This is a genomic window from Alphaproteobacteria bacterium, from assembly GCA_016699305.1.
In the GTDB taxonomy this organism is placed as follows: Bacteria; Pseudomonadota; Alphaproteobacteria.
The window spans coordinates 1,002,784-1,022,906 of the sequence record CP064970.1; the positions used below are offsets into that span (position 1 = coordinate 1,002,784).

The window sequence follows — 20,123 nt, forward strand, 5'->3', positions numbered from 1 at the left end:
AGAGGTTTGATTTGAATGGTCTGGCTTTACCTGCCGCCGGAGGCGATTACGCATGCCCAAACGAAGGGCGCTCGCTGTTCGGTCTCTCGCTCTGCGCGGGCGCGGGCGGGCTCGACCTCGGCTTCCACCTTGCCATGCCAGGATATCGAACTGTTTGTTACGTCGAGCGGGAAAGCTATGCCGCGTCTACGCTCGTGGCGCGGATGGAAGACGAGGCCTTGGATCGTGCGCCTGTCTGGGACGACGTTGCCACATTCAACGGCAAAGCGTGGCGCGGTATGGTGGATATCGTCCATGGCGGCTATCCATGCCAGCCGTTCTCTGTGGCGGGGCGCAAGCTCGGCGACAAAGACCCGCGTCATCTCTGGCCGCACATTGCGCGGATCGTCCGCGAAGTCAAACCGCCAGTCTGTTTCTTTGAAAACGTCGGCGGACATTTACGATTGGGGTTCGAGCAAGTCCACGATGACCTTCGAGCAATGGGTTACCGCGTTAAGGCGGGCTTGTTTACAGCGGCAGAAGTCGGCGCGCCGCACAAGCGCGAGCGGCTCTTCATCTTGGCTTACGCCGAGGGCGCAGGAGAGCGGCGAAAAGCAGGACACGTTCCTCAAGCGCAACGGCGACAGGACGGATCGTTGCTTCGGATCTCTGACGGCGCAATCGGTGTTATGGCCAACGCCTCGGGCGCACGAGCCGGGCAGCACAAGTTCGGATCACGGGATCAGTCTGACCGAAGCCAGCAAATACTGGCCCACGCCGCGCGCCTGCACCGGCAAGCGTTCGAGCGGTTTGAACCGAAGCGAGATGATGCGCCAGTGGGCGACGCCGACGGCGCGGGACTGGAAAGACGGCGTTCTCGTCGACAGCAAAACGAAGACGCGGAGCAACCTTTCCCGCCAAGCCCCGAGGACGAGGCTGGGTGGCAGCGCTATCTCGAACGCGCCCCGCACCTTGAACCCGCTGTTTGTCGAGGTGCTGATGGGCTGGCCAACAGGGTGGACAGGCTCCGACTTTGCGGCAACGGCGTGGTTCCGTTGGTCGCAGCTTATGCGTTTTGCACTCTGGCAACTAAAGTTATCGAAAGAAATTGAACATCATGACCTCTTCGAATTGCAAACTTGCTGACCGGATCGAGCTGTGGGCAATCGACAAGCTCATTCCCTATGCGCGTAACCCTCGCAAGAACGATCATGTGATTGACAAGATGGTTGCAGCGATACAGGAGTTCGGCTTTCGGATTCCGATCATGGCTCGCTCGGACGGCCTTGTTGTTGACGGTCATTTGCGTCTTAAAGCCGCGCAACGTTTGGGCATGATTAAGGTTCCCGTGACCCTTGTCGACGATTTATCGGAAACTAAAATCAAGGCCCTTCGCTTGATAGCCAATCGCTCGGCATCATGGGCGGAATGGGACGATGAGTTACTCGATCTGGAAGTAGAAGATTTGCAAGGTCTCGGTTATGATCTTTCTCAAATCGGCTTCAGTGATGACGAATTAGCTGCGATGTTAGGCGGCGGAAACGACACCCATGGCAATACGGACGACGAAGCCGTTCCCGAAGCTCCCGTCGAGCCAAAAACAAAACTCGGTGATATCTACATCCTTGGCAATCATCGTTTGCTTTGTGGGGACAGCACCGTGCTTTCGAACGTAGAGAAAGTTCTCGATGGCACGTTGGCCGACATGGTGTTTACGGATCCTCCCTACAACGTGGATTACGGCAATACGGCCAAGGACAAGTTGCGCGGCAATGACCGCAAGATCATGAACGACAATCTGGGCGAAGGGTTCGAAGCGTTCCTTTACGATGCTTGCGTGAATATGATTGCGGTTTGCAAAGGCGGAATCTACGTTTGCATGTCGTCGAGCGAATTGCACACGTTGCAGAAGGCCTTCGTTGCGGCGGGCGGCAAGTGGTCGACTTTCGTGATCTGGGCCAAGAACACATTTACGCTGGGCCGTTCAGACTACCAGCGCCAGTACGAGCCTATCCTCTACGGCTGGAAGCAAGGTGCGGATCATTTCTGGTGTGGCGCGCGCGATCAAGGCGATGTGTGGTTTGTCAACAAGCCAAGGAAAAACGATCTGCATCCGACGATGAAACCCGTCGAGCTGGTCGAACGCGCCATCCGCAACAGCAGCAAGAGCCGCGATATCGTCTTGGATTGTTTTGGCGGCTCCGGCAGCACTATGATTGCCTGTGAGAAAACGGGCCGTCAGGCGCGCCTGATCGAATTGGATCCCAAATACTGCGATGTGATCGTCCAGAGGTGGGAGGAGTTCACGGGCAAGAAAGCTGAGTTGGTCTCACAACCTTAAACGCAATCGAACCAGCGCATGCAGGTGGTCAGGAGATGGTTGTAATCGCCGCTCTTGGCCTCGGCTATGAACGCCTTGATTTCATCTTCCGGCAGGTAGGCCTTCCGCGCGGCGCGTTGGCAATGTCCGAGGATGGCAAAAGCGTTACCGTCTCGTCCAGCAAGGCGAACCTGTACTTCCGGATAGCGGCAGCTGGGGGTCGGAACGCGCAGACCGACATAGCGACCGTAGCTTGAGCCGGACGGATCGACATAAAGCGTTTGGCGCTCTGGCGCGGTGACAGCGATGACTTGACGCTTCTTGTTGAGGTATCCGCCTTTTCCGGCAAGCCACTCGCGGTCACGAAGCGGGGCTGCGATGAAATCATCGTATTCTTCCGCGCTGAGTTCTTTGGTTTCTACGATTGAAACATGGCTGCCCAGATCGTCGGTGTCTCTGGCGGCTGCCTCGACCTCATCAAAGCGGAAAGGCTTGCGGGCAAAGCGGACGAAAAGTTCTCCGGACATGGTCGCCTCACGCTGCTTTGGTATCGTTGATGGCTTTACGGAAGTAATTCCGCCAGCTCCTGTTTTTCAAAATGTTGTCGATGTGTTCGGCAATCGCTTCGGGACTCGCAGGGCCGCCTTTGATGAAGCTCAACTCGTTGGCAAGATGGCGACCGAACCGCGCATCAAGAAGATCGCGCGTATGTTCAGGCGTAAGATCAAAGCGATCTGCAAGCAGCTGGTTCATCGCGTTCCAGACCATCGGCGCGTCGTAATCACTGCGAATGCTTGTGCCCCAAAAGCCCCACTGAGGGTTTGCGGTGGGAAGCGGGTTGTTGTTTTGCATAATGACCTCCAATAAATGCGTTTCTCATTACATGGTGATGATCGCTCTTCGTCGCAAGATTATCCACTCAATTAGGGATCATATGATTGCGAAGATAAGTGCCGATTGATTATTGAATAATCAACCGGCGCGGCTGGATTGTTTTATTGCTTGGTCTGCGCGATTTTGTAGACGCGCTTTCCGTACTCAGGCTTGTTTGCCACTACCGAGTGCCCCGTCACGGGTTTTTCGGAAACGATTTGGTAACCGTGTTTTTTGTGAAGCGTGCCGGAGAGAGCGCCGCGCACGGTGTGCTTCTGCCAGCCCGTCGCGTCGACAAGCTGCTCGATGGTCGCGCCTTCGGGTCGGCTCAACAGTTCGATCACCTTGGTGAGTTTTGTCTCCCGCGCTGGCGCATCGTTTGTCGGCTTCATGGCGGCGACGGCGGCAAGTCCGGCCTGCATCGGCGCGGACAAGGCCTCGTCGTTGGTTGGTTTGCCATTGCTTTGGGCCTTGGTTTTGACCGCCTTCTTGACGAAGGTTTTGGGCTTGGCCTTGACCTGTTTTTGGGCCTTTTTGGGCATGGGTGTTCTCCTTAAAAAGCTGTTGTTTAACAAGGACATGAACGCTTCATTCGCAGCACTTATCCAGTGAATAACGAGCAATCAGATGGCTAATTTCGGCTTATTTCGATCATTAGATGATCGTGCGGGGGCGACACTGGAGCGCAGGAACATGGCATATGGGAGTCAGTCAACGAGAGTTCGCCGCCCTGTGGGGCAAAAGCCGGGGCGCGGTGCAAAAAGCCATCGCTTCAGGCCGCATCCGGCTTGAAGGCGATAGGACAATCGACGCCGACAAGGCCATCGCGGCTCTGGCGAAAAACACAGATCCCGCGCAGGTGCGGCAAAAAGAAAAGCCGAAGGGAAAGGCGGTGCCGGAAGCGGCGATCCGCGCTGTCGGCGACACGCTGCGAGAGTCCGGACACGCGCCGTTAACGGGAGGGGGCACGACCTTCGTGCAGGCCCGCACGGCGAACGAGGTTCTGAAAGCGCAAGAGCGCCGCGTCAAACTGCAGAAGCTTAAGGGAGAGCTTGTCGATCGAGCACAGGCCGTTGTGTTGATCCGTCGCATCGCGCAACAAGAGCGCGACGCATGGCAGATGTGGCCAACACGCGTTGCCTCTGCACTGGCTGCTGACATCGGCGCGGACACGCACCAAGTGCAAGTCGCGCTGGAAAAGCTGGTGCGCGAACATTTGACGCAGCTTGCCGATATCAAGATTGAAATCCGCTCATGATCGGCATCGAAGAAAGCATCGCCTCGTTCGACGGGGCGGACGCGATCCTGCGCGGCTGGATGGACGGGCTTACGCCGGATCCGGATCACACGGTTTCGACATGGGCGGATGAGAATCGCGTTCTCTCGCCGCGCGGCGCAAACGAGGCCGGGCCTTGGCGCACGAGCCGCACGCCGTACTTGCGCGAGATCATGGATTCCTTGTCGCCGTCGTCGCCTTACCAGCGCGTCGTGCTGATGAAAGGCGCACAGCTTGGCGGGTCGGAGTGCGGCAACAACTGGATCGGCTACGTCATCCATCACGCGCCAGGCCCGATGCTGGCGGTGCAACCGACCGTCGAGTTGGGACGACGCTTCAGCCAGCAGCGCATCGACCCGCTGATCGAGGAAAGCGATATCCTGCGGGAGCGTGTGGCTCCGGCGCGGTCGCGCGACAGCGGCAATACGATCCTGTCCAAAGAGTTTCCGGGTGGGATATTGGTCATAACCGGCGCGAACAGCGCGGTGGGCCTGCGTTCCATGCCCGCGCGCTATCTGTTTCTCGATGAAGTGGACGCTTATCCCGCCAGCGCAGGCGAAGAAGGCGATCCTGTCGCGTTGGCCGAAGCTCGGACGCGCACCTTTGCGTGGCGACGCAAAGTGTTTCTGTGCTCGACGCCGACGATCAAGGGCATCTCGCGTATCGAACGCGAATACGATGCCAGCGACAAGCGCAAATATTTCATCCCGTGCCCGTTTTGCGGCCACAAGCAGGTTTTGCAATTCGAGAGGCTGCGTTGGGAGAAAGGCAAACCGGAAACGGTTGCCTATCACTGCGAACATTGCGAGGGGCGGATCAATGAGTGCCATAAAACCTTCATGCTGGAGCATGGGGAATGGCGCGCGACGGCGATCAGCGCCGATCCGCTGACGGTTGGTTACCATATCTCCAGCTTGTATTCGCCGCACGGCTGGCTGAGCTGGGAGCGCATCGCTCGCGATTGGGAAGCGGCGCAGGGAAATGACGAGGCGATGAAAGGCTTCAAAAACAGCGTGCTTGGCGAGACATGGGTCGAGAGCGGTGAAGCGCCTGACTGGCAAATCCTGTGCGAGCGCCGCGAACCCTATCGTCTGGGAAAGGTTCCCAAAGGAGGCTTGTTCATGACAGCAGGCGCGGACGTTCAAAAAGACCGCATCGAAGTCGATATCTGGGCGTGGGGGCGCGGCCTTGAAAGCTGGCTTGTCGACCACATCATCATTCCCGGCGGGCCGGACGATCCTGTTGCTTGGGATGCGCTGGCGCAAATGTTGACGCAAACATGGCCGCATGAAAACGGCCCGCATCTGACCATTGCCAAGCTGGCCGTGGACTCCGGCTATGAAGCGCCTGCCGTCTATGCGTGGACGCGCAAGATGGGCGGCGCTCAGGTTATGGCCGTCAAAGGTGCGGAAGGGTTCAACCGCGCCAGCCCCGTGACTGGCCCGACTTACGTGGATGTGAGCGAAGGCGGACGCAAAATCCGACGCGGCGCGAAGCTCTGGGTTGTCGCGGGGTCGACGTTCAAAACAGAGACTTATCGTTTCCTGCGCCTTGTTCGCCCGACAGCCGAAGAGATCGAAGACGGCGCTTTGTTTCCGCCCGGCACGGTGCATCTGCCCGAAGGCATCGACAGCGAATGGATCAAACAACTGACGGCGGAGCAACTTGTCACCGTCAAAACCAAACGCGGTTTCTCGCGGTTGGAATGGCAAAAGCTGCGCGAACGTAACGAGGCGCTCGACTGCCGCGTCTACGCCCGTGCCGCCGCTTGGATCGTCGGTATCGACCGCTTTTCGGAAGCGCGGTGGAAAGAACTTGAAGCGCAAGTCGCGGCGGAAGAGCGGGAGAGCGCGGATACAGCAGAAGAATCTCCGCGCAACGCAGGCGTGTTGCGCCGCAAACCGCCAAGCAAACGGCGGACGTTTCATTCATCTTATTTGAGATAGGCCCATGACCCTTGACGACATGAAAGCGCGCCTTGAGGCGTTGCTCGCCGCGCGCTGGCGCGGGGTGCGCAGCATCGATGTCGAGGGCCGCCGCATCTCCTACGCGACAGATGCCGAGATGGCTTCGGCCATTACCGACCTGGAAAAACGCATCGCCGTTCTCGAAAGCGGCAAACCGCGCCGCCGTGTCTTTACGTCGGGCAGCAAGGGGCTTTAGAATGGGGCTGCTCTCAAACATCACGCGCGTCTGGCACGGAGCTTTTGGCTCGCTCTCGACGGGAGGTTTCGAAGCTTCCCAGGGCAACAGGCGCCTACGGACGTTTCAGCCATCGCGCCTGCACCTGAACACGCTTCTGGTCAGTGCCGGGGCTACAATTACGGCGCGGGCGCGTTATCTCGTTCGGAACAACGGCTATGCCACAAATGCAGCGGAAAGCTGGACGGGCAACGCCGTGGGCGACGGGATCACCCCCTCAAGCAAGATCAGCAACGCCCGGCTTAAGAGCCGCGTCGTGGGGACATGGGCCAACTGGACAGATTATGCCGATGCCGAAGGGCTGACGGACTTTTACGGCCTGCAACGCCGCGCCGCGAGGGAGATGTTTATCACGGGCGAGACGTTCTTTGTCTTCCGGCCCGTTTCCCCGTCGCTCGGCCTGCCTGTGCCGCTTCAATTGCAGCTTTTGCCGACGGAGATGCTGCCTTTGACCAAGAACGAGGTTCTTGCGAACGGCAATGTGATCCGGTGCGGGATTGAGTTCGACGGCAACGGACGGCGCGTGGCCTATCATTTTCTGCGCCGTCATCCCGGCGATCTGACGCAACCCGACCTGACAAGCGAGACGGTGCGCATTCCAGCCTTGAACGTTATGCATCTGATGGACGCAGGCGATGCCGGTCAATTGCGTGGCGTCTCGCGGTTGGCTCCCGCCATCGTCAAGCTGTTTCTTCTCGACCAGTACGACGATGCGGAACTTGATCGTAAGAAGGTCGCGGCGATGTACGCGTTGTTTATCACGACGCCTGCGCCGACCGAACCATTCGATGCGACCGAGGAAGACGAAAATGGCGAACGCGTCATGGACGTGCAGCCCGGCCAAGTCACGATGCTGGAGCCCGGCGAAGAGGTTCAAACCTCGTCGCCCGCCGATGTCGGTCAGACCTACGAGCCGTTTCAGTACCGCACGATCCTGCAAATCGCTGCGGCAACGGGCGTGCCTTACGCCTACGTCTCCGGCGACATGCTGAAAGCAAATTATTCAAACTCCCGCATGGCGCTTCTTGAGTTCAGACGGCGTGTCGGAGCTTGGCAGCATTCGGTCATGGTTTGGCAGCTATGCCGCCGCGTCTGGGAACGCTGGATGGATATGGCCGTTTTGTCGGGCGCGTTGACGATCCGGAACTATGAGGCCAAGCGATCCGAATATCTCGTTTGCGATTGGTTGCCGCCCAAGTGGGATTGGGTCGATCCGCTCAAGGATGCCAACGCCGAGATTGCACAGATCAACGCAGGACTCAAAAGCCGGACGCAGGCCATCGCCGAGCGCGGCTACGACATTGCACAAGTCAATGCCGAGATCGCGGCAGAGAGGCAGCAGGAAGCGCAGCTTGGGATTTCGTTTCAGGAAACGAAGGCTTTGCCCGCGCCGCAGCCAAACACGCAACAAGACGATCAAACCAATCAAACCTTTGAGGAACAGCAAACGACATGATGAACGATCTTCCGCATATTGCCGCCCGTGTGTTTGGCGCGCCGTTGATGTTGGCGCGGCCCAAACTGGACGTGCTACTTTCCGTCCTCGGCCCACGTCTGACGGGCGCTTGCGGCGAGACTCTGGCTCTGGGCGGCGAAAACGCGCCCAGTGACGACGAGGATTTGCAGATCACTGCCGAGGGCGTGGCCGTTGTTCCGGTATTGGGGACGCTTGTTACCCGTTCCAGTTACCTCGCGGCGCTCAGCGGTCTAACCAGCTATGCGGTAGTCGGGCAGAACATCGAAAGAGCCTTTGCCGATCCGTCCGCGCGGGCCGTTTTGCTCGAAATTGACTCTCCCGGCGGGGAAGTCGGCGGCCTTTTTGATCTGTGCGACAAGATCGCGGCGCTCAAGGCTCAATATGGCAAACCGCTCTGGGCGTTAGCGCATGAGGGCGCGTTGTCTGCTGCCTATGCCATCGCTTCGTGCGCCGACAAAATCGTTCTGACGCAAACGGCGGAAGTCGGCTCCATCGGGGTCGTCGCCGTTCATGTCGATGAAAGCGGAGCGGACGAACAAGCCGGTCTTGCCTGGAACTTCATCTATGCGGGCGAGCGCAAGGTCGATGGAAATCCCCACGAGCCTTTGGCCGACCGCGCGCGCGAGGAAATCCAAGCGGACGTCGACGGGCTTTATGCCGCCTTTGTCGCGCTCGTTTCCAAAAATCGTGGCCTTCAGGCCGAAACTGTTCGCGGCACCGAAGCGGGCGTCTATCGCGGCGCGTCCGCGCTTGACGTCCGGCTTGCCGATGCCGTGATGAGCCGCGAAACGGCGCTTGCCGCTTTGGGGTCTTCTATCACGTTGACGTTTTCTCAATTCTCAACAAACCGAAAGGACAAACTAATGAATGCCGAATCCAAGAAAATCGAAGCCCAAACGCAGGTTGAAACGCCGCAACCCGAGCAGCCGCCTGCCGCTCCGGCAGCGGATCCTGCGCCTACGCCCCCGCAACCCGCAGCCGAACCGGCCCCCGAAACGGCAGATCAAACGGCGATTGAGGCGAAAGTCACGCAAAAAGTGCGCGAAAGCTACGCGGAAATGGCCCAAATCGCCGCGCAGGCAGCGAGGCTGGGCGTAACGCTTGATGTGGCCGAGGCGATGGCAAAAGGACTGAAACCCGATGCCATGCGACGCGCCGTGCTTGACGAGCTAGCCGCGCGTTCGGATGCGACCGGCGTCGTTGCGGCGGCAACGGCCCCCACGGCCACGTCTGTCGACAGCCCCATCGTCCGCCGCGCCCGCGCAGCGGCAGAGAAGTCTAAAGCGTAACCGCAACTATCAAACCTGAAGGAGAAAGACAACATGACTGCATTGACGCAAAACCCCACGCTTGGCGATCTCGTGAAATACGAGCTTGAACCTCGCTACAGCCGCGAGTTCGTGACACTCAAATCCGGAGCTTCCTATGCCATCGGCACGGTGCTGGGCAAGATCACGGCTTCCGGCAAATACCGCGCTTCGCCTGTCGCCGAAGTCGTGGGCGACGAAGGCGCGGAAAACGCCTGCGCCGTCTTGCTGGAAATCGTGGACGCAACGGCGGCGGATGCCGTCGGTCTCGTCGCGGCTCGCGGCCCCATCCTTCTGTCGAAGAATCGTCTGGCCTATGACGCCAGCGTCGATTTGGCGGCAGAGAAAGCGGCCAAGATCGCCCAGCTTGCAAGCCACGGCCTAGTCGTCCGCGACACGGCCTAAGCGACCTTACATATCCCACCCGAAACCGCCTTCTTGGCGGTTTTTTCATGTCTAACCTCTGGAGAAACTCATGACTGTCATCATCAATCCTTTTGACGCAGGCGGCTATTCGCTTGCGGAAATGACGCAGGCCATCAACATCCTGCCGAACATCTACACGCGCCTCGGCCAGATGTGCCTGTTTCGGTTCGAAGGCATCACGCAACGCTCCGTCCTGATCGAACAGGCGGAAGGCGTGTTGAACCTTCTGCCGACCGTGCCCTTGGGTGGGCCTTCGACCGTCGCCAACCGCGACAGCCGGTCGATGCGCTCGTTCACCGTGCCGTGGATCCCGCACGACGACAACATCACGCCGCAGGACATCCAAGGCGTGCGTGGGTTCGGCAGCGCGGACAGCAGCGATCCGCTCGCCGTTCTGATGGAGCGCAAGCTGACCCGCATGCGCGCCAAACACGCCCAGACCCGCGAGTTCATGGAAATCAATGCGCTTCGCGGCACGGTGCGGGACGGCGCAGGCACGACGCTCTACAACTACTTCACGGAGTTCGGCCTCACGCGCCTGTCCGTGGACTTCGATTTCGGCGACGCCAATTCGGATATTCAAGCGATTATCCGCGACGTTTTGCGCAAGATCGAAACGGAGTTGAAGGGCGAGAGCATGAGTTCCGTTCTCGCGCTTGTCTCGCCGGAGTTCTTCGACAAGTTGATCGGACATCCCAAGGTCGTGGAAGCCTACAAGTTCTACGCCTCGGGCATGCAGCCTCTGCGCGAAGACGCCCGACGCCGCTTCCCGTTCGGGGGCATCGTGTTCGAAGAATACTCGGCCACGGTTACGCTCTCGACCGGCGCGACGGAAACACTCGTTCCGGCGGGCGAAGGCATTGCGTTCCCCTTGGGCACGCTCGACACCTTCGTCACCTATGGCGCGCCTGCCAACCTAATCGAGACGGTCAATACCATCGGTCTGCCGATCTATGCCCGTCAGTTGGCGCGTCCGGACGGTGGGGCTATCGAGATCCGAACGGAATCCTCGATCCTGCCGATTAATAAGCGGCCCCGCCTCGCGGTGCAGCTGATGAGCAGCACGTAAGCAATGGAAGACGCTTTCTCGGCGGCGATGGACGATCTGTTTGCGGATCCGAACATCGCCGCCGATGCGGTCTATCTCCCGCAGGCAGGCGGGGCTGGATCCGATGTGCGTGTGATCCTGAAACAACCGGATGAAGTCGTATCTTTTGGCGACGCAAAAATCGTCTCGGACACGCTGACGCTGCTTGTGCGTATGACGGATATCCAAGACCCCGAAGAGGACGACATGTTCCTGATTGGCGGAAAAAACTACGTCGTGCAAGGCGCTCCCGTCGCGGATGCGTTGCGCCTTGTCTGGACTTTGAATACGAGGGCCGCATGAGCTTGCGCCTTGCGGCTGCCTTGCAGGGCAGCCTGACCAAAATCATGGCACAGGAAACGAAGGCGGCGGAGCGTGCGGTCACACAAGGCGTTCGTGCAGCCACGGATGGCCTCAAGCTGGAATTGCGCGGCCAGATCACAAGCGCAGGCCTCGGCCAGAGGTTGGCTAACACTTGGCGCGGTATGGTTTTTCCGCAAGGACAGGCCAGCATCAACGCGGCGGGGTTCGTGTTCAGCAAAGCCCCAAACATCATCAGCGTCTATGCGCATGGCGCTTTATTGCGTTCGACGAAAGGCCTGTTTCTGGCTGTTCCGATGCCTGCTGCCGGCAAGTACGCAATGGGCAAGAAAATAACGCCCGCGACGTGGGAACAGGTTCACGGGCAGCGGCTCCGGTTCATTTATCGGCGCGGAGCCGTTTCCTTGCTGGTCGCCGACAACATGCGCGCGCGAACAGGCAAGCGCGGCGGTTTTGCCAAGGCCAGCGCAACGGCCATGCGAACGGGTCGCGGCCTGACCACGGCGATCATGTTTCTGCTGGTTCCGCAAGTCTCGATCAAGAAACGCTTCGATATCGGCAGCGCCGAAAAGAAGTGGAACGACGCGTTGCCGCGCTTTGTCGTTCAAAACTGGCAGGAGATTTCTGAGAAATGACAACGCGGGAAACCGTTCTTCAAACCTTGTTTGAAACCCTTCAGACCGTCTCTGGCCCCAGGGTTTTGCGCAACGAAGTCTTACCTGAAAAAGTTCCGACAGGCGGTTTGCTCATTCTACGCGATGGCGACCCCGGCGAGCCTGAGACGATCCTTTCGCCGCTTTCCTATTACTGGCAGCACCTCGCGTCGTTGGAGGCCTTTGTTCAGGCAGGCACCGCGACGGAGCGCGATCAGATGATGGATGCGCTTTTTCAGAAAATAGCTGTCGCGTTGATCGCGGATCAAACGCTCGGCGGCCTGTGCGATCGCGTGACGCCTCATGCCGCCGACACAAGCTCGGTCGTGATCGAAGGCGCAGCGAACGTCAAGGCGGCCATCGTACCGATTGAACTGATTTACACGACCGACAGCCAATTGGGCTGAACCCTTTCATCACATAACTGGAGGATTATCATGGCGCGTGCCTATGGCGCGAATGCGCAGCTATTGGGTAAAATCGAAACGGTCTACGGCAGCCCGCCAAGCGGGAACTTCGTTCGGTTTCCGTTTATCTCCTCCGCGCTGGGGTCGGAGCAAGGCTTGATCGCCTCCGATCTCTTGGGCCAAGGCCGCGATCCGGCACAGCCCATGCGCGACGTGATCAACGTCGAAGGCGACGTGGTCGTGCCCGTCGATCTGCGCAATTTCGGGCATTGGCTCAAGGCCTTGCTCGGCGCGCCGACGAGCAGCGGTACAGGACCATATGTTCACGCTTACGTGTCGGGTTTGGCCACGCTTCCAAGCATGTCCTTGGAAATCGGCATGCCAGAGGCATCGGCGTTCTTTATGAATATGGGCGTGCGGGTCAATTCCATGCAATTGACCTTTGCCCGTTCCGGCGGCGCGAACGCGACGTTGAACTGCATCGCCCAAGGCGAAAGCCGCGCGTCAGCCAGCGCAGGCGGCACGCCGAGCGAACTTGCTATGACGCGCTTCAACCAGTTCCAAGGCGCTGTCAAAAAAGACGGTGTGCAATTGGGCAACGTCACGGGCGCTCAACTGACTTACACCAACAACCTCGAAAAGATCGAGACGATCCGCGATGACGGCAAGATCGACGGGGCCGATCCGACCATTGCCGGACTGACCGGCTCCATCGATGTGCGTTTTGCCGACACGTCACTGATCGACGCGGCGACGAACAACATGCCTGTGGAATTGACCTTCGGCTACACCATCGACGCCGACCGCTCGATCCTGTTCACGGCGCACGAGGTTTATCTGCCCAAGCCGAAACTCTCCATCACAGGCCCCGGCGGCGTGCAGGCCAGCTTTAATTGGCAGGCCGCCAAAAACACCACGGCTGGCAAAATGCTCACCGTCACGCTAACCAACGATATTGAGGAGTATGTCTAAATGATCCGTCTTGATATGAAACGCGAGCCGTACTGGCTCGACCTTGGCCACGGTGTGCGCGTGCATGTCCGGCCAGCAACGACCGCGCTGGTCATGGCCGCGCGTGTCACGGCCTTGAAGGAAGCGGTTGCGGATACCGATGCCGGAACCCGCAGCGCCGCGCTGATCAAGAAGCTGGCTGAGCTTGCGATCATCGCTTGGGAAGGCATCGGCGATAGCGAAGATAATCCTGCCGAGGTCACGCCTGAAGCGGTTTCCGCCTTGATGGATCTGTGGCCCATCGCGGACGCTTTTGAGCGGCTCTATCTCGGTCCGACGCTCATTTTGGAACAGGAAAAAAACGGTTAGAGGCCCGCTGTAAATGGCACTACGGCGGCGGGCCGGAATATTGCGCCTCCTGCGCGGACGCGGGGCTTCCGTGCAGCAAGGGTGAACCCAACAAAGACGGCGAGCTTTGCCCCTATTGTGCGAACGAGCCTCAAACAATGGAAGGCTGGGAAGCGTGGGATGTCGCGCTCCGGTGCGCCGGACAACTTCGCACTGCGCAACTTGCCGTCATCGGCATCGACATGAACGCCGCATTGAAGATCGCCGAAACGCTGGGTCACGAAGTCGCTGCAGTCGCCGATCTTCTCCCCGCATGCGAGGCCGGGATGGTTTCGGCAATCAACGCAAAGGTTAATGAGGGCTTAAAGTGACTGTTAACCTTGAATCCTGCGTATTCGCTGTGTATAATGCGCCCCACGATCAACCCTTAACTTCAGGAGGCCAATATGACTGTAAAGCGGCAGCATGTGACACGCGGCCCCTGTTTTGCCCTGCGCCTTTGTGCCGCAGGGCTGGGTGAATAGTGATCTTTTAAATCTGATCCTCTCCAGCTTGTCCTGAACGGCGAACGCATAAGTGCTCAATGCGCCTGTGCGCATTTGTCCTTTGCCCAAGTTGTATGAGAGAAAATCATGAGCTTTATATCCCTTCGTCAGGTCGGCGTTTTGACGCCCGAACCTTTGTTTCAAAATCTTAGCCTTACCATCGGAGAAGGTTGTCGCATCGGCGTGGTCGCCGGAAACGGCGGCGGTAAAACCACGCTGCTACGCTGTATTGCGGGTCGCGCCGAACTGTCGGAAGGCGAGATCACCTGTTCACGCGGCATGCGCCTCGGTTATGTCGAACAAGACGTGCCTCCCGCGTTTCTTGACCAAACGCTTTATGAGTGTTTGCGCACGGCCTTGCCTGCCGATCAGCAAACGGACACATGGCGCGTTGACGTTTTGCTGGCCTCGTTCGAGGTTCCGGAAGAATTGCATTATCGCTCTATACGCGCTCTCAGCGGTGGGTGGCAAAAACTCGCGTTGATCGCACGCGCTTTTGCGGCAGAGCCGGACGCCTTGCTTTTGGACGAGCCAACGAACCATCTGGATATGTCCAATATCCAGTTTCTCGAACGCTGGCTTGTCGAAAATGCTGGACGCATGCCGATGGTGATTGTGAGTCATGACAGGCGTTTTCTTGACGCTTGCACAACGCACACACTGTTTTTACGGCCCGAAGAGTCAAAACTCTATGCGCATTCTTATAGTACTGCGCGAACGTTGCTCTCGGCTGATGACGAAGCGTGGGCCGTCAAGCTGGCGCAAGACAAAAAAGATGCGAACCGTTTAAGAGCGCAGGCAAGCGAGCTTAAGAATATCGGCATCAACTCCGGAAGCGACTTGGCCTTGAAAAAGGCCAAACAACTGAGGCAAAGAGCATCAAACATTGAAAGCACTTTCAAGGAGCTGCACAAGGAACGCCCGAGACAAATCCGGCTGAGCAGCCGCGATACGCATGCGCGGGTTTTGTTGTCTTTGGATGATGTGATCGTGCGGACGCCGGATGGCAAGGCGCTGTTCAAGACTGGTAAACTTAAAGTCTTTCAAGGCGACCGGATCGTCCTTCTCGGCGCGAACGGGGCAGGTAAATCGCAATTGGTCAAGTGGATCCATCGCGCTTTTGCCGATCCCGCGAACGCGGAAGGCGTACAGTTTAGCCCGACGGTCGTTGTCGGCTATGCCGATCAGCAAATGTCGCAATTGCCGGATCATGAAACGCCGTTCGACATCATCACAAACCGTTTCCGCTTAGGTGACCAGCGCAGCCGGACGCTTCTGGCTGGCGCGGGTTTTCCGGTTGATCGGCAAAGCTGTCCGATCAAGGCGTTCTCGCTCGGCCAGAAAGCGCGGCTTGGCATGCTGGTCTTGCGACTGACGGAGCCGAACTTCTACCTGCTGGACGAGCCGACCAATCATGTCGATATTCCGGGGCAAGAAAAGCTGGAGGCGGAAATCCTTGCGCAAAACGCAACCTGTCTTCTCGTTTCGCATGACCGCAGCTTTGTGAACACTATCGGCACGCGCTTTTTTCGAATTGATAACGGAAAGCTTTCGGAAAAGACCGAAAACGTGTAGAAAGCGGCCATGACAACGCTTCCGAACAGACCTTTTTACATGATGCGACACGGCGAGACCGTGGCTAATGCCGAAGGCTACGCTGCCGGGTCTTTTGACACGCCTCTGACCGAGAAAGGGCGGGCGCAAACCCTGGCCGCTCGTGACGGTTTTGAGGCGTTGTCGCCGCGTCCTGCGCTGATCGTCCATTCCCATCTTTCTCGCGCCAGAGATACGGCGACGATTATCAATGAGCGACTTCGGATCCCGATGATCGAAAAGGCCTCGATGTCCGAGCAATGTTTCGGCGATTGGAAAGGGCTTTCTTGGTCAGCGATCCATGATCGCATCATGGCGGGTGAAACGCCGCCGAACGGCGAGTCGATGGAGATGCTGACGGATCGAGTTGTCGCGGGGCTTTCGGAAATATTATCTATGCCGGAGGAACCGATCCTTATCGCAACGCATGGAGGCGTGTTTGACGCGCTGCTCTGGCACTTCGGATGCAAACTTGACGATGTGAAAAACTGCCATCTCTATGAGTTCGCACCAACCGGGACAGAGGCTGCGTTTCCTTGGGAAATCTGGCATCATGATTTGTCAGGAGATGGAACGCCCACGCGCAGCCGCGTGGCCATCTATGATCTTTAAGGCGGCAGCGAGGACTTCGTCCTTCGGGTGTTCGGCGTCAATTGTCTGCCAGTGATCATCGTTCGGTACGCCAATATCGCCGAATTTGTCGATAACAGCGACGCATGCGTCCGATGCGTGGCCGTCTTCAACCCTCAACTCAACGCCTTTTTCCCGTTCGATCAAACGTCGATTGATCCGCTCTTCCATAACGGCGCGAGGGGCGATGAGCCATAGGCCGATGAATATCGCCCCATGATCCGCAGCAAGTTTTACAATGGCCGGACGAGCGGCTTTGGAGAAAAAGCCTGAGGCGTTGATGACGCTGGTTCTTTGGGCAAGCGCGTCGACGGTTCTTTGTGCGATCAGCCCGCTGACCCGCGCAGAGACCTCATCCATATAGGCTTTGTCGTCGAGAGTATCGGCAAGCGAGGCTCCGAGCAGTTCGCGACGGACAAGGTCATCTTCTAAAATGACGGCTCCGTGCAGAATCGGCAACGCTTTGCGCAAGGCATAGGCGAGCGTGGTCTTGCCGGTTCCGGTGTGGCCGCCGATGGCGATGAGGTAAGATGCTGTTTTAGAACTCATTATTTGCATCCGTAGAGGATACACCACTTATGGCCGAACGCAATCTGTCTATCCGTCTGTCCGTTATGGAGGGCGGCAAGGTCAAGGCCGAGCTGAAAGAGATCGGGGAGTCCGGCGAGAAGTCTCTCAAGAAGATTGAGCTTGCTGGAAAACCTGCCTCTAAAAGCCTCATCGCTTTGAACGCCGCCGCCAACGATATGAAAGGCGCGGCCATTGGTCTGTCGAGCCAGATGGGGCCGCTCGGCGCAGGGCTGGCGGCGTTGGGGCCTGCGGGACTTGCGGCGGCTGCCGGGCTTGCCGCTTTGGCCATCGGCATCAAAAAGAGTTTTGAGGAAGCGGCGCTGGCCGAACAGGCGCAAAACCGTCTGCAAGGCGTGCTCAAAGCCACGGGTTACGCGGCAGGGCTGACGGGCAGCGATATCGCCGAGATGGCCGAGGAGATGGAGCATTCGACGCTGACCAGCGCCGAAGACGTCAAGGGCGCTGCCGCGATTATGGCGACATTCCGTTCCGTGTCCGGCGACACGTTCAAACAGTCCATTCACCTCGCGCAGGATATGGCCGCCGTGTTTGGGCAAGACTTGCGCTCGTCCGTCACGCAGCTTGGCAAGGCTCTGGAAGACCCCATTACGGGCATTACGGCGCTGAAACGCGTGGGCGTAAGCTTCACGGAATCCCAAAAGGACGTCATTGCCACGCTGGTCGAAACGGGTAAGAAGGCCGAGGCGCAGAAGCTGATCCTCGCTGCGCTGGAGCAGCAAGTCGGCGGCGCTTCAAGGGCCGAAACACAAGGGCTAACAGGCGCGGCGCACCGCCTTTCTGTCGCGTGGGGCGATATGCTCAAGGCCATCGGCCAGACAGAAACTGTGGGCGGCGCGGCGCAAACCGTCCTGCACACGCTGGCTTCGACCTTCGAGACCACCATCGGGTGGGTCAGTAAGACGCCCATCGCCGTCAAAATCCGCGACGCGCAAAAGGAACTGTCCGAAGCGCAGGAAACGCTCGAAAAGCTGAATAAGTTCGATCCCCAGCTGATGATGGACATCTCGCCCCTGGTCGAGGAACAAAAGGAAAAGATCGCAAGCCTGCGCACCGAGATCGAAAAGTTGACGGCGGAGGCCAAAAAGGAAGCGGATGCCGCCGCTGCGGAAAAAGCAAAGGCCGAGGCCGGACAGGCCGCCGCAGCCAAGGAAGGACGCGCCGATCTTCTTCTTTCTACGCGCAAAGGCATTGACGATGCGCTGGCCAAACTCGTGGATGATCCCGCCGAGAAGATTGCCAAGATCAACGATGAGCTTGAAAAAACGAAGGCGAACCTGAACGCCTTGCGCGAAACGGATGGCAGCAACAAGGGCTCGGTCGATGACGCGATCAAACAGGCCGAAGAGCTTGCCAAGCGCCAAATCGAAGCCATTCAAAAGCCCATCGCCGAAGCCGCGCAAAAGGAAACCGACGCCAATCAGAAGGTCATCGACGATTTAAAACAGAAGCTGCTTGGCATCAGCAACGAGCGGCAGGCGTTTATTGATCAGGCTGTCTCGCGTCTGTCGACCAAGGCGACGAATGCGGACAAGAGCACGACCCGCAATCTTGCTGGGCAACTGTTTGACGAAAAAGCGTTCAAAGACGCGCAAAAGGTCATTGACGACCTGAACAAGGAAATGGCCAAGCTCGGCGCGACCGCCAAGCAGGCTTTCGTTCAGGACGCGCTTTCGAAGTTGCCGATCACCGCCACGCAGGAACAGGTCGCGCGCACGAAGCATCTCTCTGCAGCTCTATTCGATCAAAAGGAAGCGCAGGAGAAGCTCGACAAGCTCAAGCAGGACGGCAAGGAGCTGACCGAACAATCCCGGACTGCGACGGAAGCCTACGCCGACCAAATTGCGCGGCTGACGGAGATGCTCCGTATCGGCGCGATCAGTCAGGAAGTTTTTAACAAGGCCAAAGACAAGGCCTACGACGAGCAACTGGGAGGACGTACGGACGCGCAGGCCGGGGCGATCCGTGCCTTCCGCGACTACCAGAAGGAAGGCGAAAACGCGGCTGATGCCGTCGAAAAGGCCTTTTCGGAAGCGATGAAGGCGACCGAAGACGCCATTGTTAACATGGTGACCTCCGGCGAAATCAGCCTGAACAGCCTGAACGATCTGGCCAACAGCATTGTCGCTGACATCACCCGCATGGTCGTGCAGCAATCCATCACTGGGCCGCTGGCCAAATGGATGGGCAGCAGCATGGAAAGTGGCGGCTTTATGGACGAGATATTTAGCTCGATCTTCCATGAAGGCGGTGTCGCGGGCGAAGCGGCTCCTTCACGCCAAGTTCCGGCTTTTGTATTTGCCGGAGCGCCGCGCTATCATGGCGGTGGTATCGCAGGGCTTAAACCCGACGAAGTACCCGCCATCCTTCAGCGCGGCGAGGAAGTCGTTTCCAGAAAAGACAGGCAGCGCCGAGGAACTGGCGTCAATCTGGTCATGAACATCTCGACCCCTGACGCGAACAGTTTCCGTGCCAGCCAAAGTCAGATCTCGGCGGAGGCAGCGCGCGGAATCAATCGCGCCAGAAGGAACCTTTAAGCGATGACCTTTCACGAAGTCCAATTTCCGCCCGACATCGCCTATGGCGCGACGGGCGGGCCGGAATATCTGACCTCGGTCGTCTCGATGGCGTCTGGCTACGAGCAACGCAACGCGAACTGGTCGGCAGCGCGGCTTAAATGGAATGTAGCGTCAGGACTGAAACACCAGACCCAGCTTAACACGCTGATTGCCTTCTTTCGCGCACGTAAGGGTAAGGCCTATGGCTTCCGATTCAAGGATTGGACGGATTACAAGGCAACAACCCAAGCCATCGGAACAGGCGATGGAGCGACAAAGACCTTTCAGCTTGTCAAAAGTTATATTTCCGGCGCGGGCAGCGAAATACGCACGATCACAAAGCCTGTTCTAAGCACGGTCGTGCCATACCTCGGCGGCAGCAAACAAACATCTGGTTGGTCGATCAATACGGCGACGGGCGTTTTGACCTTTACGGTTGCTCCGGCGCAAGGCGTGGCGGTCACGGCGGATTTCGAGTTTGACGTGCCCGTGCGTTTCGACACCGACAGTATGGCCGTCAGCATTGAGCAATTCGACCTCCATCAATGGTCGGATATTCCCGTTATCGAGATTCGCGTTTAG

General features: G+C 58.3%; 23 protein-coding genes. 19 read left to right on the forward strand and 4 right to left on the reverse strand.

What is annotated here, in order from left to right; all coding sequences use genetic code 11:
* Nucleotides 1-11: 11 nt before the first annotated feature.
* Both IPI58_04690 and IPI58_04695 read left to right on the forward strand, forming a co-directional pair.
* Nucleotides 12-1,091 carry a DNA cytosine methyltransferase gene (locus IPI58_04690; GenBank protein QQR69949.1) on the forward strand — a complete coding sequence of 360 codons (1,080 nt, stop codon included), beginning with the start codon at nt 12-14 and terminating at the stop codon, nt 1,089-1,091.
* A 5-nt stretch (nt 1,092-1,096) separates the two neighbouring features.
* The gene (locus tag IPI58_04695; protein QQR69950.1) at nt 1,097-2,320 is read left to right on the forward strand and encodes a DNA modification methylase; all 1,224 of its coding nucleotides are present in this window, start codon (nt 1,097-1,099) and stop codon (nt 2,318-2,320) included.
* Here the strand turns inward: IPI58_04695 and IPI58_04700 are convergent.
* The 3 genes from IPI58_04700 to IPI58_04710 form a co-directional block, all read right to left on the reverse strand.
* A complete protein-coding gene (locus IPI58_04700; protein ID QQR70043.1) occupies nt 2,317-2,532 on the reverse strand; it encodes a hypothetical protein in 216 nt (71 codons plus the stop codon). The genes IPI58_04695 and IPI58_04700 overlap by 4 nt on opposite strands.
* A 301-nt stretch (nt 2,533-2,833) precedes the next feature.
* Complete coding sequence (locus tag IPI58_04705; protein QQR69951.1) at nt 2,834-3,151, reverse strand: hypothetical protein; 318 nt, start codon at nt 3,149-3,151, stop codon at nt 2,834-2,836.
* 143 nt (nt 3,152-3,294) lie between these two features.
* A complete protein-coding gene (locus tag IPI58_04710) occupies nt 3,295-3,753 on the reverse strand; it encodes a DUF3489 domain-containing protein (protein QQR69952.1) in 459 nt (152 codons plus the stop codon).
* Between the two features lie 119 nt (nt 3,754-3,872).
* On the opposite strand from IPI58_04710, the gene IPI58_04715 reads away from it, so the two are divergent.
* The 15 genes from IPI58_04715 (at nt 3,873) to IPI58_04785 (ending at nt 16,377) form a co-directional block, all read left to right on the forward strand.
* Nucleotides 3,873-4,430, forward strand: a complete 558-nt coding sequence (locus IPI58_04715) for a hypothetical protein (protein QQR69953.1) — start codon at nt 3,873-3,875, stop codon at nt 4,428-4,430.
* Nucleotides 4,427-6,394: a phage terminase large subunit family protein gene (locus tag IPI58_04720; GenBank protein QQR69954.1), complete on the forward strand. Its 1,968-nt coding sequence runs from the start codon at nt 4,427-4,429 to the stop codon at nt 6,392-6,394. Before IPI58_04715 ends, IPI58_04720 begins: the two co-directional genes overlap by 4 nt.
* A 4-nt stretch (nt 6,395-6,398) precedes the next feature.
* Nucleotides 6,399-6,611 carry a hypothetical protein gene (locus IPI58_04725; protein ID QQR69955.1) on the forward strand — a complete coding sequence of 71 codons (213 nt, stop codon included), beginning with the start codon at nt 6,399-6,401 and terminating at the stop codon, nt 6,609-6,611.
* A 1-nt stretch (nt 6,612) separates the two neighbouring features.
* Nucleotides 6,613-8,106: a phage portal protein gene (locus tag IPI58_04730; GenBank protein ID QQR69956.1), complete on the forward strand. Its 1,494-nt coding sequence runs from the start codon at nt 6,613-6,615 to the stop codon at nt 8,104-8,106.
* On the forward strand, nt 8,106-9,416 hold the full coding sequence (locus tag IPI58_04735) for a S49 family peptidase (protein QQR70044.1): 1,311 nt from the start codon (nt 8,106-8,108) through the stop codon (nt 9,414-9,416). The genes IPI58_04730 and IPI58_04735 overlap by 1 nt, the downstream gene beginning before the upstream one ends.
* Before the next feature lie 33 nt (nt 9,417-9,449).
* The gene (locus IPI58_04740) at nt 9,450-9,839 is read left to right on the forward strand and encodes a head decoration protein (protein QQR69957.1); all 390 of its coding nucleotides are present in this window, start codon (nt 9,450-9,452) and stop codon (nt 9,837-9,839) included.
* Nucleotides 9,840-9,909: 70 nt separating this feature from the next.
* Complete coding sequence (locus IPI58_04745; GenBank protein ID QQR69958.1) at nt 9,910-10,929, forward strand: major capsid protein; 1,020 nt, start codon at nt 9,910-9,912, stop codon at nt 10,927-10,929.
* A 3-nt stretch (nt 10,930-10,932) separates the two neighbouring features.
* The gene (locus IPI58_04750; protein QQR69959.1) at nt 10,933-11,250 is read left to right on the forward strand and encodes a hypothetical protein; all 318 of its coding nucleotides are present in this window, start codon (nt 10,933-10,935) and stop codon (nt 11,248-11,250) included.
* Nucleotides 11,251-11,252: 2 nt separating this feature from the next.
* A complete protein-coding gene (locus tag IPI58_04755; GenBank protein ID QQR70045.1) occupies nt 11,253-11,903 on the forward strand; it encodes a hypothetical protein in 651 nt (216 codons plus the stop codon).
* Nucleotides 11,900-12,328, forward strand: coding sequence for an acyl-CoA transferase (locus IPI58_04760; GenBank protein ID QQR69960.1), 429 nt, complete (start codon nt 11,900-11,902; stop codon nt 12,326-12,328). Before IPI58_04755 ends, IPI58_04760 begins: the two co-directional genes overlap by 4 nt.
* Before the next feature lie 30 nt (nt 12,329-12,358).
* Entirely contained in the window at nt 12,359-13,300 is a 942-nt protein-coding gene (locus IPI58_04765) for a hypothetical protein (protein QQR69961.1), read from the forward strand.
* Nucleotides 13,301-13,648 carry a hypothetical protein gene (locus IPI58_04770; GenBank protein ID QQR69962.1) on the forward strand — a complete coding sequence of 116 codons (348 nt, stop codon included), beginning with the start codon at nt 13,301-13,303 and terminating at the stop codon, nt 13,646-13,648. It begins immediately after the preceding gene.
* A gap of 137 nt (nt 13,649-13,785) precedes the next feature.
* Nucleotides 13,786-13,998 carry a hypothetical protein gene (locus IPI58_04775; protein ID QQR70112.1) on the forward strand — a complete coding sequence of 71 codons (213 nt, stop codon included), beginning with the start codon at nt 13,786-13,788 and terminating at the stop codon, nt 13,996-13,998.
* 261 nt (nt 13,999-14,259) lie between these two features.
* Nucleotides 14,260-15,747 carry an ABC-F family ATP-binding cassette domain-containing protein gene (locus tag IPI58_04780; GenBank protein QQR69963.1) on the forward strand — a complete coding sequence of 496 codons (1,488 nt, stop codon included), beginning with the start codon at nt 14,260-14,262 and terminating at the stop codon, nt 15,745-15,747.
* A gap of 9 nt (nt 15,748-15,756) precedes the next feature.
* Nucleotides 15,757-16,377: a histidine phosphatase family protein gene (locus tag IPI58_04785; protein QQR69964.1), complete on the forward strand. Its 621-nt coding sequence runs from the start codon at nt 15,757-15,759 to the stop codon at nt 16,375-16,377.
* Here IPI58_04785 and IPI58_04790 read toward each other — a convergent pair.
* The gene (locus IPI58_04790; GenBank protein QQR69965.1) at nt 16,327-16,944 is read right to left on the reverse strand and encodes an AAA family ATPase; all 618 of its coding nucleotides are present in this window, start codon (nt 16,942-16,944) and stop codon (nt 16,327-16,329) included. The two genes, IPI58_04785 and IPI58_04790, sit on opposite strands and share 51 nt — an antisense overlap.
* 29 nt (nt 16,945-16,973) lie before the next feature.
* Here IPI58_04790 and IPI58_04795 point away from each other — a divergent pair, with 29 nt between their 5' ends.
* The gene (locus IPI58_04795; protein QQR69966.1) at nt 16,974-19,520 is read left to right on the forward strand and encodes a phage tail length tape measure family protein; all 2,547 of its coding nucleotides are present in this window, start codon (nt 16,974-16,976) and stop codon (nt 19,518-19,520) included.
* 3 nt (nt 19,521-19,523) lie between these two features.
* Nucleotides 19,524-20,123: a DUF2460 domain-containing protein gene (locus tag IPI58_04800; protein ID QQR69967.1), complete on the forward strand. Its 600-nt coding sequence runs from the start codon at nt 19,524-19,526 to the stop codon at nt 20,121-20,123.